At 29.2% G+C, this 13,912-nt stretch carries 12 protein-coding genes; 11 read left to right on the forward strand and 1 reads right to left on the reverse strand.

The features are described from left to right. Window positions 1-7 precede the first annotated feature (7 nt). The 3 genes from H8S10_RS02575 (at window position 8) to rpsA (ending at window position 2,875) form a co-directional block, all read left to right on the forward strand. Window positions 8-907: a 3'-5' exonuclease gene (locus tag H8S10_RS02575; protein WP_186837851.1), complete on the forward strand. Its 900-nt coding sequence runs from the start codon at window positions 8-10 to the stop codon at window positions 905-907. A gap of 104 nt (window positions 908-1,011) precedes the next feature. Beyond that, window positions 1,012-1,431: a CBS domain-containing protein gene (locus tag H8S10_RS02580; protein WP_055265546.1), complete on the forward strand. Its 420-nt coding sequence runs from the start codon at window positions 1,012-1,014 to the stop codon at window positions 1,429-1,431. Window positions 1,432-1,726: 295 nt separating this feature from the next. After that, on the forward strand, window positions 1,727-2,875 hold the full coding sequence (gene rpsA, locus H8S10_RS02585; RefSeq protein WP_186837852.1) for a 30S ribosomal protein S1: 1,149 nt from the start codon (window positions 1,727-1,729) through the stop codon (window positions 2,873-2,875). A 35-nt stretch (window positions 2,876-2,910) separates the two neighbouring features. On the opposite strand, the gene pyk is transcribed toward rpsA, so the two are convergent. Next, a complete protein-coding gene (pyk, locus tag H8S10_RS02590) occupies window positions 2,911-4,329 on the reverse strand; it encodes a pyruvate kinase (protein WP_186837853.1) in 1,419 nt (472 codons plus the stop codon). Between the two features lie 126 nt (window positions 4,330-4,455). Between pyk and H8S10_RS02595 the strand changes: the two genes are divergently transcribed. The 8 genes from H8S10_RS02595 to H8S10_RS02630 all read left to right on the forward strand — a co-directional run bounded on the left by H8S10_RS02595 (window position 4,456) and on the right by H8S10_RS02630 (window position 13,800). Beyond that, window positions 4,456-5,907 (forward strand): aminoacyl-histidine dipeptidase, encoded by a 1,452-nt coding sequence (locus H8S10_RS02595; protein ID WP_055265540.1) that lies wholly within the window; start codon window positions 4,456-4,458, stop codon window positions 5,905-5,907. Window positions 5,908-6,210: 303 nt separating this feature from the next. Continuing rightward, window positions 6,211-6,951 carry an SPOR domain-containing protein gene (locus H8S10_RS02600; RefSeq protein WP_186837854.1) on the forward strand — a complete coding sequence of 247 codons (741 nt, stop codon included), beginning with the start codon at window positions 6,211-6,213 and terminating at the stop codon, window positions 6,949-6,951. A gap of 223 nt (window positions 6,952-7,174) precedes the next feature. Continuing rightward, window positions 7,175-7,741, forward strand: a complete 567-nt coding sequence (locus H8S10_RS02605; RefSeq protein ID WP_055265536.1) for a Maf-like protein — start codon at window positions 7,175-7,177, stop codon at window positions 7,739-7,741. Between the two features lie 36 nt (window positions 7,742-7,777). Further along, window positions 7,778-8,467 (forward strand): DNA repair protein RadC, encoded by a 690-nt coding sequence (gene radC, locus H8S10_RS02610; protein ID WP_055265534.1) that lies wholly within the window; start codon window positions 7,778-7,780, stop codon window positions 8,465-8,467. A gap of 18 nt (window positions 8,468-8,485) precedes the next feature. Continuing rightward, complete coding sequence (locus H8S10_RS02615) at window positions 8,486-9,505, forward strand: rod shape-determining protein (protein ID WP_186837855.1); 1,020 nt, start codon at window positions 8,486-8,488, stop codon at window positions 9,503-9,505. Further along, window positions 9,505-10,350, forward strand: coding sequence for a rod shape-determining protein MreC (gene mreC, locus H8S10_RS02620; RefSeq protein ID WP_055265530.1), 846 nt, complete (start codon window positions 9,505-9,507; stop codon window positions 10,348-10,350). The genes H8S10_RS02615 and mreC overlap by 1 nt, the downstream gene beginning before the upstream one ends. A gap of 10 nt (window positions 10,351-10,360) precedes the next feature. After that, the gene (mreD, locus tag H8S10_RS02625) at window positions 10,361-10,852 is read left to right on the forward strand and encodes a rod shape-determining protein MreD (RefSeq protein WP_055265528.1); all 492 of its coding nucleotides are present in this window, start codon (window positions 10,361-10,363) and stop codon (window positions 10,850-10,852) included. Further along, window positions 10,849-13,800 (forward strand): penicillin-binding transpeptidase domain-containing protein, encoded by a 2,952-nt coding sequence (locus H8S10_RS02630; RefSeq protein WP_186837856.1) that lies wholly within the window; start codon window positions 10,849-10,851, stop codon window positions 13,798-13,800. The genes mreD and H8S10_RS02630 overlap by 4 nt, the downstream gene beginning before the upstream one ends. Window positions 13,801-13,912: the final 112 nt, after the last annotated feature.

Genomic DNA, 13,912 nt, shown 5'->3' on the forward strand with positions numbered 1-13,912 from the left:
GGAAGATTTGGCTTTTATCATAATAGATTTGGAATTTAATAATTTAAGTGGAATACATAAATGTTTTCCTAATATATACAATGAAATTCCAAATCTAAAGAAATTGGATTTAGTTAATGAAATTATAGAAATTGGGGCTATAAAAGTTGATAAATATATGAAGCCTATGGATAGTTTGAAAGTATATATAAAACCATCAGTTATACCAGTATTAAATCCTAATATTTTAGATATTACAGGAATAAAAGAAGAAAATTTAAAGGATGGGGTTTCTTTTATAGAAGGTATTGAAAAATTAAAGGAAATAGTAGATGAAGGGGATATAGTATGCTCTTGGGCAAAAGATGATATAGTAGAAATAATAAGAAATGCAAATCACTACAATTATAGAGATATATCATGGATAAACAAATATTTAGATTTGCAGGAGTATACTACGAACATTTTAGGATTTAAAAAATCATTAAGTTTAAGTAATGCATTAAAGCATTTAAAAATAAAGTTTGATGGAGAAAAACTACATGATGCTTTAAATGATGCTGTTTACGAATTTAATGTATTTAAACATTTATATAATACTAGAGCTATAGAAAAATATATAGTTAATAATATATATGAAATGCCAGCTTTAGATGTTGAGACTTTAAGTGATCATGAAATTGATTATGATAAGGTAAAGCAATTATGTCCAAGATGTAATAAAAAAATAGATTGTGAATATCCCTTTAAATTAATGGGATGGAGATTTGTAAGCATTGGTGTATGTAATAGATGTAATAATAAACTATTAAGTGAATTAATAGTTAAACGTAGTCTAGGTGGAAAAATAATATATCAAGAGATTTTATCATTTATTGATGAAATAGAATATTCTAGATATGAAAATAGATTAAAAGACAAGCATTAATTAATAATTTATTAAATATATATAAAGAGTAACAAATAGGATAAGATATGTGATAAAATGAAAGTGTAATAAAATTTAACCTTTAAGGGGATGGAAGATTATATATGAATATTGCATTTCTTTTAACACCGAAGAATGAAGTAATATATGAATATTTAGATGCGACAATGAGACAAGTTATGGAGCGTATGGACCATCATGGATATACTGCAATACCTTTGATAGATAGAAACGGAAAATATGTTGGAACTTTAACAGAAGGTGATTTACTTAGAAAATTAAAAAGTACACCAGACTTAAATTTTAAAAACACAGGAACAATTAAAATAAATGAAATACCAAGAAGAAAGAAACATAAATCAGTATCAATAAATGCTGATGTTGAAAGTATAATAAATTTAGCAACAACACAAAATTTTGTTCCAGTAATTGATGATAATGGAATATTTATTGGGATAATTAAGCGTAGTGATATAATTAACTATTGCTATAATATTATACGTAAGGAAAAAAGCGTAGTTTAAAAGAATTAATAAATAAAACTTAAGAGTTAAAGTTTAAAAGTGCCAATAGGCACTTTTTTTATTTGAATAAATTAAATTGTAAATCTATTTATAATGAAAGGAAATACACTACTCATATACATTCATAGGTGTACACTTACAGCATAATTTCAAATTACTAAATTTAAGATTTAGATTTTCAATTAAGCTAGATTAACTAAATTGAAATTTAGGGCCTCACTATAAGTAAGTATTGTATAAAATACCATATTAGCTTAAAATAATTATTATAATGTAATTTAAAGGAGTGTAGAAGATGTCAGAAGAATTAAGAGAAGATTCAATGAAGGATTTATTAAAAGAATTTGACGTTAAAAGAATTAAATCAGGGGATATATTAAAAGGTCAGGTTATAGATGTAAACGATAAGGAAGTAGCGGTTAACATAAACTATGCTTTTGATGGAGTTATTTCAAGAGAAGAATTAACTAATGATGATAAATCACCTCTAGAAGTAGTTCAAAAGGGAGATAGCATTGATGTATATGTTATTTCTCCAAATGATGGTGAAGGATATGTTCAATTATCAAGAGTAAGAGCACTTCAAATAACTGAGAAAGAAGAGATAAAGAAAGCCTTTGAAAGTGGAGAAACTATAAAGGTTAGAGTTAAAGAAGAAGTGAAAGGCGGAGTTGTAGCTTATTATGGATCAATAAGGGTATTTATTCCAGGTTCACAACTTTCAAGAGAAAGAGTTGATTTTAAAAACTTCATCGGAAAAGAACTTGAAGTTAAATTAATAGAATTAGACATGAGAAATAGAAAAGTTGTCGCTTCTAGAAGAGTAATTGAAGAAGAGCAATATCAAGTTGAAAAGAAAGCTCTTTGGAACAATCTTAAAGAAGGTGAAAAAAGAGAAGGTACTGTTAAAAAGATATTAAAGGTAGGAGCTATCGTTGATATTGGAGGAATAACAGGATTAGTTCATATAAATGATTTATCATGGGAAAGAGTTAAAAGAGTTGAAGATATAGTTAATGTTGGAGATAAGGTAACTGTATTTGTTGGAAATATAGATGCTGAAAATGAAAGAGTTTCTTTAATATTAAAGGATGTTAACCAAGAACCATGGAAAGTTTATGGAGATAATATAAAAGTAGGTGAAGTTATAGAAGGAACTGTTGCTAAATTAGTTAGCTTTGGTGCTTTTGTAGAAATATATAGTGGTATTGAAGGATTAGTTCATATTAATGAGATTACAGATGAAAATATTGCTAAGGCTTCAGATGTATTAACTGTAGGACAAAAAGTTAAAGTTAAGGTTCTTGATGTAAATAAAAATGATAGAAAAATTTCATTAAGCATAAAAGATGCTATTGAAAGATCAAATGAATATTTACAATATAATGATTCAGATGAAGAAGTAACTTTAGGAGATTTATTTAAAGGTCTTTTCGATAATTAATTTTATAGATAAAAAACTGCCTTATGGCAGTTTTTTTATATTTTTTCTATTTTAAGCATATTAGTACCACCAGTGTGAGTTGTTGGGAATCCAGCAGCTATTAATATATTATCACCATCATTTGCACATGAAAGTTTTTTAGCAACTTTTTTAGATTCAGCGATTATTTCATCAGTAGTTTCAAATTGTTGACATAATAAAGGTATTATCCCAAAAGTTAAATTTAATCTTCTTAATACATACTCATTAGGGGTAATAGCTATTATAGGGCATTTTGGTCTATATTTAGATATAAGTTTAGCTGTTGAACCAGAAGTTGTTGCAGCTACTATAGCTTTGGCATTTAATACATTTGATGTTCTACAAGCAGAATAACTTATCGCTTCAGCAAAATCACCCATAGCTGGTTCTCTTAATCGTTGGTTTAGGTATACATAATCTATGTGTTTTTCGGTTTCTTGAGCTATAGTTGCCATTGTTGTTGCAGCTTCTATTGGAAATGCTCCACTAGCACTTTCACCACTAAGCATTATTGCATCTGTTCCGTCAAAAATAGCATTACATATATCACAAGCTTCAGCTCTTGTAGGAAGAGAATTTCTAATCATAGAATCAAGCATTTGAGTAGCTGTAATTACTATTTTACCAGCTTCATTACATTTTCTTATTATATTTTTTTGAATTATAGGTACTCGTTCAATAGGAATTTCAACTCCCATATCTCCTCTAGCAACCATAATACCATCAGCTTGTTTTAAAATTTCATCGATATTATTTACACCTTCTTGGCTTTCTATTTTACCTATGATTTGAATATGCTCTCCACCATGTTCATTTAATATATTACGAACTTCAACAATGTCAGAAGCTTTTCTTACAAAAGAGGCTGCAATAAAGTCAACACCCATTTTACAACCAAAAATAAGATCTTCTTTATCTTTATCAGTTATAGAAGGCAGATTAATGTCTACATTAGGAACGTTGACACCTTTATGATTTTTTATTACTCCACCAACAATAACAGTACATATAATATGTGTTCCTTTAATCTCATCGATTCTAAATTTTAATAGACCATCATCTACTAAAATACTTCCTCCGATAGACACATCTTTGTAAAGAGCAGCATAAGATATGGAACATTTTTCATTGTCACCTAATATTTCATCATCACATATAAAAGTAAATGCTTGTCCATCAATAAGTTCAACTCCATCATTTATAAAGTTATGTGTTCTAATCTTTGGTCCTTTTATATCCAACATAATAGCAGTTGGAGAGTTTAGTTCTTTTCTAATTTTTTTTATTAGATCAATCTTTTGTTTGTGTGTTTCATGAGTCCCGTGTGAAAAATTAAGTCTAGCTACACTCATTCCGATTTGAATAAATTTTCTTAGAATTTCCTCGTTGTCACTTGCAGGTCCAATAGTGAATATCATCTTAGTCCTTTGCATAAAAACACCTCACATTTAGTAAAATAAGAAAATAAAGTATAAATATTTTAAGTATTATATATAGTATGATATACTTTTTCTTATACAATAATTCTAACATAATTTAGGATAAAAGGAGTAATAAATATGAAAGTTTTACAAAATTTAGAACCAAAATTAGTTTTTGATTTTTTTGAAAAAATATCTGACATACCAAGAGGATCAGGTAATGAGAAAGCTATAAGTGATTACTTATTGAATTTTGGAAAAGAGCTTGGGCTTGAAACTATTCAAGATGAAGCATTAAATATAATAATAAAAAAGCCAGCATCAAAAGGATATGAAAATGCACCAACAGTAATTATTCAAGGTCACATGGATATGGTATGTGAAAAGAATAATGGAACAGACCATGATTTTGAAAAAGATCCTTTAAAGTTAAGAATAGTTGATGATTATATATATGCTACAGATACAACATTAGGAGCTGATAATGGAATAGCTGTTGCATATGGAATGGCTTTACTTGCAGATAATTCTATACCACATCCAGCTTTAGAAGTATTAATAACTACTGATGAAGAAACAGGAATGTCTGGAGCTATGGCTGTTTCTAAAGATAATCTTGATGGGAAATTATTAATAAACCTTGATAATGAAGAAGAAGGTGAATTATTAGTAAGTTGTGCAGGTGGAGTAAGAACTAACTCAGCTATCAAAATAGAATGGCAAGACAGAGCAGACAAAGCTACTATGTCAATTAACATAAGTGGACTTAAAGGCGGACACTCAGGAATGGACATAATTAAGGAAAGAGGTAACTCTAATAAGATTTTAGGTAGAATACTTAAAGCTTTAAAAGATGAATTAGAATTTAACATAGTTAAAATAAATGGTGGATCTAAGAATAATGCTATACCAAGGGAAGCAGAAGTTATAATATCTTTAGATAATTCTAATGTAGATAAAGTTACTTCAATAGTTAATGAACTTGCAGACGTATTTGCTAATGAGCTTAAAGCACAAGATCCAGGTTTAAAGGTAGTAGTTAATAAGGTTTCTGTAGATGAGTCAAAAGAATTTAATAAAGATACAACAGATAAAGTTATTAATTTATTATACTTATATCCAAATGGAGTAAATACAAGAAGTACTGAAATTGATGGATTAGTAGAAAGTTCAACTAATTTAGGTGTATTAAGCACGAATGAAGATTATGTTGAATTTGATTCTGCTGTTAGAAGTTCAGTTCCATCATTAAAGAAAGAGATAGAATTAAGAATAAAAACTATAACAGAAATTATTGGAGCAGAATTTAGTAGTAAATCTGACTATCCAGGTTGGGAGTATGATCCAAATTCAAAGATGAGAGAGATATGCCAAAAGGTATATAAAGATATGACAGGAAAAGAAGCAAAAATAGTTGCTATACATGCTGGTGTTGAATGTGGATTATTTAATGAAAAGCTTGGAAACTTAGATATGATAAGTTTTGGACCAAATCTTTATGATGTTCATACTCCACAGGAACATATGAGCATAACTTCAGTTAAAAATACATGGGATTACTTATTAAAGATATTAGAAGAAATAAAGTAGTTTGGTATTTTTGATATTAAAGGTTACTACTATGATGTGAAATATAGGTTTTTTCAAAGAGAAAAGTCAGATGAGATAAAAGGTATATTAATATTGTAGTAGATAGAAAATTTAATAATGATAAATAAGAAGTAACCTAAAGATAAAGCAAAACAACAAATATCTTTAGGTACTTTTTTTATTTTAGAAAGTAATTTTTTATTACATAATGTATATTAACTGGAATGAGAGAATATATATTAATATAGATTACTTAAGAAAAAAATATGGCTAGTTTCAGTAAGGAGGGTTAAAAGGAGGAGAATGAAGTATACAAAATATAATTATAAAAGAAGAAGAAACAATGGTGTTTGGAAGTTTATTGCATCATTGTTAGTTGGGATTATTGCATCGTGTATGATTGGATTAGGAGTAGCATGGATAGTGTGGAAGGTGCTCCCTATTAATGATTCTGCACAGGTTGGAGCTGAAATAACTGATGGAATAGAAGTATCAACAGAAGGAAATGGACAACAACAAGAAGGTGAAACGATTGTTTCAGAAGGTGAGAATACTAGTGAATATTATTTCTTACAATGTGGATATTTTTCTAAGAAAGATAATGCAGATCAGACTTATGCAAAAATAGCATCAGAAGGAAGAGCTTTTATAGCTGAAGAATCAGATAAGTATAGGGTACTTACTGGTATCTATACTAGTGAAAATGTTGATTCAGCAATTCAAGAGCTAGGATTAAAAGGAGTTGAAAGCGTAAAGATTACTTTTAGTTTAAATGAAAATGATCCTATAGAAGCTCAAGTATCTGCGATTTGTGATGGATATTTAAAAATATTAACAACTACTTTTGATGATGGGGTAGATCATGTTAATACAGAGGAGTTTAAGAGTTGGATAGATACATTAGATAATATATCTTCGGGAGAAAATATTGAAGTTTTACAAAGTTTAAAAGATTATATTAAAGGATTACCTGAAGAATTAACTAAGGAAAATGTATCATCTGAAATTGATTATTTATATGAAGTATTATTAAGTTTTAAGTAAATAAATTGCATGAGGAAAAATAATTAAAAAATTATAAAAATTTGTATAAAACGAGGAAAATGCTTGTTAGAACTCCTATTAAGTGATAAACTATATTAGAAAAATAGGGTTATATATAGCATTTTTCTCTTTTCATTTTAAAAAATAGAAGTTTTTTAAAATAATGAGTAAGACAAGCCTAAAATTGGGAAGAATAAAAATAAACTCTGTAGGATGTGATAATATGCATTATATCTTAGCATCAGCCTCACCAAGAAGGCAGGAGTTGCTTACTAAGATAGTAGATAACTTTGATGTTATTGTAAGTAATTTTGATGAAGATAGTGTAAAGTTTAATGGGGATGTAGAAGATTACGTTAAAACTTTAGCAGAAGGTAAAGGAAAAGATGTAGCTTCACAAGCTAAAAAAGATTCAATTATAATTGCAGCAGATACTGTTGTTGTAATAGATGGTAAGATTTTAGGGAAACCAAAAAATGCAGATGATGCTTATAATATGCTAAAACTACTTAGTAATAAAATTCATAGAGTTTATTCGGGAATAGCTGTAATAAATACTACTAATAATATTATGAAAAGTGAGGCTGTATTCACAGAAGTAAAATTTAGTGAGTTAACTCATGAAGAAATAATTAATTACATAAATTCAAAGGAGCCTTTAGACAAGGCTGGAGCTTATGGAATACAAGGATTAGGAGCTCTTTTTGTTGAGAAGATTAATGGTTGTTATTACAATGTAGTTGGATTACCGTTAAATCGTCTTAATAAAATAATAAAAGAAGTTATATAATAGGGGTAGGGATATTAATCATTAAAGGAGAATATTATGCAAAATAATATCAAGATAAGTGATATACCTAAAAACGAAAGACCTATGGAAAAACTTTTAAAATATGGTGCCGATGATTTAGCTAATGCTGAATTATTAGCAGTGTTATTAAGAAGTGGAACAAAAGGTGAGAATATAATTTCTCTTAGTACACGGTTATTGTCTGACGTTGGGGGCTTAGATGGTCTACTACATATTAATCTAGAAGAGATAAAAAAGATAAAGGGTATAAAAGAGGTCAAAGCTTGTCAAATAATAGCTATGATGGAACTGTTTAGACGGTTTAGAACTTTAAGGTCTCAAAATGATGATTTTAAGATATCTTCTCCAAAAGATATTTCCATGCTATTGATAAATGAGATGAACAACTTAAATCAAGAAGTATTAAAACTTATACTTCTAAACACAAAAAATACTGTTATTGGAGTTAAAGATGTATTTAAAGGAAGCTTAAATTCATCAATAGTACATCCAAGAGAGATATTTCGAGAAGCGGTTCAAAGAGGGAGTGCAAATATTATTATTTGTCATAATCATCCTTCAGGCGACCCTACTCCAAGTAAAGAAGACATAAATGTTACATTAAGAATAAAGCAGTGTGGTGATTTAATGGGAATTAAACTGTTAGATCACATTATTATTGGAAATAATAATTATATAAGCTTAAAAGAAAAAGGAATTATATAGATTGAAAGGGGAATTCACATGGGATTTTTCACTAGTAATAAAGACATGGGTATAGACTTAGGAACAGCTAATACTTTAGTTTTCGTAAAAGGAAAAGGTGTAGTATTAAGCGAAACTTCAGTTGTTGCAATAAATAGCGATACAAAAAGACCTTTAGCAGTAGGTGCTGAAGCGAAGTTAATGATAGGTAGAACACCAGGAAATATAGTAGCGATTAGACCTTTAAAAGATGGGGTTATAGCTGATTTTGAGGTTGCTCAAACAATGCTTAAGAAACTTATAGAAAAAGTTTCAAGTAAAAGTGCATTTACAAGCCCAAGAATAATAGTATGTTATCCATCAGGAGTAACAGAAGTTGAAAGAAGAGCTATCGAAGAAGCAGCTAAGTTTGCTGGAGCAAGAGATGTTGTTCTTATGGAAGAACCAATGGCAGCAGCTATTGGAGCAGGTCTTCCAGTTGGAGAACCTACAGGAAGTATGATAGTTGATATCGGTGGAGGAACTACTGAAGTAGCTATTATATCTTTAGGAGGAATTGTTGTAAGCAAATCTTTAAGAGTTGCTGGAGATGAATTAGACCAATCTATAATAGCATACGTTAAAAAAGAATTTAACTTAATGATAGGTGAAAGAACAGCAGAACAAATAAAGATGGAATTAGGTTCAGCATATAAGATTGATGAAGAAAATGCTACAATGGACATTAAGGGTAGAGATATGATAACAGGACTACCTAAGATTGTAACAATTTCTGAGGATCAAGTAAGAGAAGCTTTAAAAGAACCTGTATACTCAATAATTGAGTCTATAAAAACTACGTTAGAAAAAACACCACCTGAATTAGCAGCAGATATAATGGAAAAAGGAATTATGCTAGCTGGTGGAGGAGCTCTTTTAAAAGGCTTAGATGAATTAATAAACCACGAAACAAATATGCCTGTACACATTGCTGAATCACCACTTGATTGTGTTGTTTTAGGAGCAGGAAAAGCACTAGATAACTTCGATGAATTAAGCAAAACACAAAGAGGTCAATAATGAAACCTTTTAAGAACAAACTGGCAGTAACTATTATAGTACTGTCAGTTACATTTTTAGGCATAATTATTTTTTCAGTTAAAAATGGATCTGATAGTATATCTAGTGGCATAGGAGCAGTGGTTAGCCCTTTACAAAAAATTGTTTATAAAGCAAATGATAAATTAAAAAGTTCTGTAGAGTTTTTTGTGAATTTTTCTAAAGTTAAACAAGAAAATGAAGAACTTAAGATAAAAAACTCTGAATTAGAAAATCAAATGATTGAATATAAAGCTTTAAAAGATGAAAATGAAAGATTAAGAGAAGTATTAAATTTTAAAGAAAATAAGAATAATTATGATTATATAGGTGTTAATATAATTGGATATAGTGGGGGAACTGTATCTAATGGGTATATAATTGATAAAGGAACTAACGATGGCGTTGAAAAGGATATGATAATAATAAATTATCAAGGACTTGTAGGGAAGGTTACGAAAGCGGAAAGTAATTACTCTATAGTTGAGACTATATTAAACGAAAATATGGCAGTTTCAGTAATGGTAGATAGTACACGTGAAACTACAGGGATTTTAAGAGGATATAAGGAAAATAAAAATGAAGACCTTGTTAAGGTTTATAATTTGCCTATAGATTCAGAAATTAAAGAAGGCGATGTTATTTTAACATCAGGATTGGGTATGATATATCCAAAAGAAATAAGGATTGGTGAAGTTGTTTCTGTAGAAACAGATAATGTAATGGTCATGAAAAATGCTTTAGTTAAACCTTATGTTGATTTTAATAAGTTAGAGGAATTATTTATAGTAGTTCCGAAAGATAAAGTAAATGTTAAATATGATTAAGAGGTAGCTTATGAAAAGAATAGTTATAGTAGCTATAGCATTATTTTTGTTAATATTAGAAAATACAATACTTCCAAGTTATAGTATAATGCAAGGATATCCAAGTATATTATTTGTATTTGCCATAGCTTTTTCTATAATAAATGGAAAAAAAGATGCCATGTTTATTGGAATAGTTAGTGGGGTATTACAAGACTTATTTTTTATTAATGGATTTGGGATAAATTTGTTGGTTAACTTTCTTTTATGCCTTTTAGCGGCAAAGATTGGAGAAGGAATATTAAAAAACAATAGATTAATTCCTGTTATATCGTGTTTCATTATATCAATATTAAAAATTATAATGATAGCTATATTGTTTATAGCTTTCGATAAAAAGGTAGATTTTAATATGGCCATAGTAAGTGCAGTATTAAATACTATAGTAATGTTAATTGGGTATAAATTTGTTTTAACTACTTCTAAAAAGTTTTGGAAGAAAGATGAGTGGAGGTTTAGATGATAGTAAATAAACCGAATAAGAAGAAAAAAGGGTCAACATATACTGTATTTTATGTAATTATGGCCATTATTTTTAGTGTTATAATTGGCAAGCTTTTATATCTTCAAGTATATAAACATCAAGATTATAAGGAAAAAGCTGATACCGGGTCCACTAGATTTATTTCGGAAAAGGCTCCAAGAGGTATTATTTATGATAGCGATGGTAATGTACTAGCTACCAACAAGCAAAATTATGTATTAACATATATGCAAACAGACGAAGCGGATAAGGCTTTTTATTCTTCAATGAGCAAGATATTTAATATATTAAAAGAAAATAATGAAAAGTTTTTAGATGATTTATTATTAAAAATAAATTCTAGTGGAAAGTTCTATTATAATTTTAAAACTTCTGATACTGAAGCACAAAAATTAGTTGAATTAAGATTTAAAAAGGATAGAGGTCTTAATGATTTAGTACAAAATACTTTGTATAAAGATCATAAAGGAGATTTTACAGATGAACAGTTAAATGCTATAAATGATGCTCTTTTAAGTATTTCAATAGATGATACATTTTATTATTTAGTCGATAATTATAATCTATATGAAATGCTTCTACCAGAAGGATATACAAGTGCTGAAAAAAAAGCTTTAGCAAATAGTTTTGTAGATACTACAATAGATCAAACATCTAAAAATAGAGATTATGTGAAAGAATCTGTTGAGTATGGTAAAAGAGTAACTGAAGAACTATTAAAGGAGTATTCTTTAGAAGAAATAAGAAACTACATGGTTGTTAAAGATGCAATTAAAATGCAGAGTTATGAAGGATATAAGGCTGTTACTATAGCTAATAATATTAAACGTGATACTGCATTTATAATATATCAAAAGCTTAGTGATTTACCAGGAGTAGATGTTAGCTTAGAGCCGGTAAGATACTATCCTTTTGGAAATTTAGCTTCGCATATATTAGGATATGTTTCATCTATTACAGGGTCAGAGGAAACAGTATATGAACTTATGGGATATGATTCATCTACTGACTTAGTTGGAGCTTCAGGAATAGAGGCTGCTTTTGAAGATCAATTAAAAGGTAATAAAGGTGGAACAACTGTAAAAGTAAATTCACAGGGAAGAGAAACAGAAACATTATTTCAGCTAGAATCTTATCCAGGTAATAATGTTCATCTAACTATAGATAAGGATGTACAATACGCAGCACAGGAAGCATTAAAAGATACTTTAGAAAGAATAAGACAAACACAGCCAAGTGCTACAAGAGGTGCTGTAATAGCAATTGAAGTAAAAACAGGAAGAGTTTTAGCTATGGCTAGTTATCCAGATTATGACCCAAATGATTTTGCGATAGCTGGAGAGCTTAGCGATGAAAAATATGAGCAGTACTTCAGTCCAGATTTGACTAAGTTTGGAACTGAGCATATTAAGAAAACCAATGCAACAAAATCTTTAGATGAATTATTTCCTTTAAATGAAGATGGTTTAAGAGAAGATTTTTATGATATTTATCCTAGACCTATGTTTAATTACGCTACTTTGGGAAAAATACCTCCAGGATCTGTATTTAAACCATTAACATCTATTGCAGGACTTATGGAGGGAGTAATTACTACTACAGAAAGTATGAATGATACTTCAGGTTGGTGGGAGAGAGATGGATTTGGAGCTGAAAACTTCCAACATAAAGCTAATGGGGCTACTGACCTTAGATTAGCTTTACAAAAGTCTTCAAACTACTTCTATTATGAGACTGGTTACAGATTGTGGGATAAAAATGGAAGAGATGTTGAGGCTCTAGATTCTTTAGCAAAGTATGTTTGGAAATTTGGATTAGGTGTTGATCCTAATTCACCACAAGCGTCTAACCCTAGCACTGGAATAGAGATAGAAGAAGGCTTTGGGCAAACATATAACTTTACATCTTGGAAAAATAAAATAATTGATACACCTATGTATTCATTAGTAGAATCACTACAAAAAGGAGTTTCAAGTTCAGGACAATATATATTTATTCCGTTAGATATATCTAAAAATGAAGATGATTCTGAAGAACTTAAAAATGCAAAAGAAGCAATAAAAAATAAGATAAAAGAGATTCTTCAAAAAGTTGGAACTGATGAACAGATGAATGATTATACTGAAGTTGCTAACTTGATGGCTCCAGAGATAAAAACATTTATGAAAGTATCTGATAAATATAAGCAATCAGTTACAGATTATGAAGCGAAAACAGGTAAAAAAGTAGATTCAGATGAACAAGTAGATTCAGTATCAAATGCTATAGCAGAGTATATTATAAGTGAACAAACAACACAAATAACTTCTTTTGCTCAAATAGTAATGGATGCTATTGGTCAAGGGATGAATAACCTTACCCCACTGCAATTAGCTAATTATGTAGCAACATTAGCTAATGGAGGAGAAAGACATAAAGTTATGTTAGTTGATAAAATAACTTCTCCAACAGGTGAAATTATTCAAGAATTTAAACCTGAAGTTGTTGATAACTTAGAAATACCGAGTGAATATTTACAAGCGGTTAAAGAAGGTATGCGTAGAGTTAATACTAGTTCAGAAAATGGTATGGCATATCAATGTTTTGGTGAAGGAAACTTCCCAATAGCTGTTTGTGGTAAGACAGGTACAGCTGACTTTGGAACACAAGAGCAATATGATGAGCAAGGAAGAAAACCATATGGTAACTATATAAGTTTTGCACCTATGGATGATCCTCAGATTGCTATATTTAGTACATTATATGATGGAAATAAAGGTAGTGATGGAGCTCCAATTCATAAGGCTATTTATGAAGCATATTTCAAAGATGAGTTGTTAAAACTAAATCCTTCATACGCATCTAACTCTGAAAGCTTTGTTAAGTATGTGCAAAATGCACCAAAAGACAATACTAGTGAAGCAGAGGGAAATGCTACTGCTGAATAAAAAATAAAGCAATATAATAATAAATTTATTACAAATCACTTATTTTGTATGATTATACTACAAAATAAGTGATTTTTTATGAAAAAAGTAAAAAATAGTTAATAGACATTAT

This window comes from Clostridium sp. NSJ-49, from assembly GCF_014287725.1.
In the GTDB taxonomy this organism is placed as follows: domain Bacteria; phylum Bacillota; class Clostridia; order Clostridiales; family Clostridiaceae; genus Clostridium; species Clostridium disporicum_B.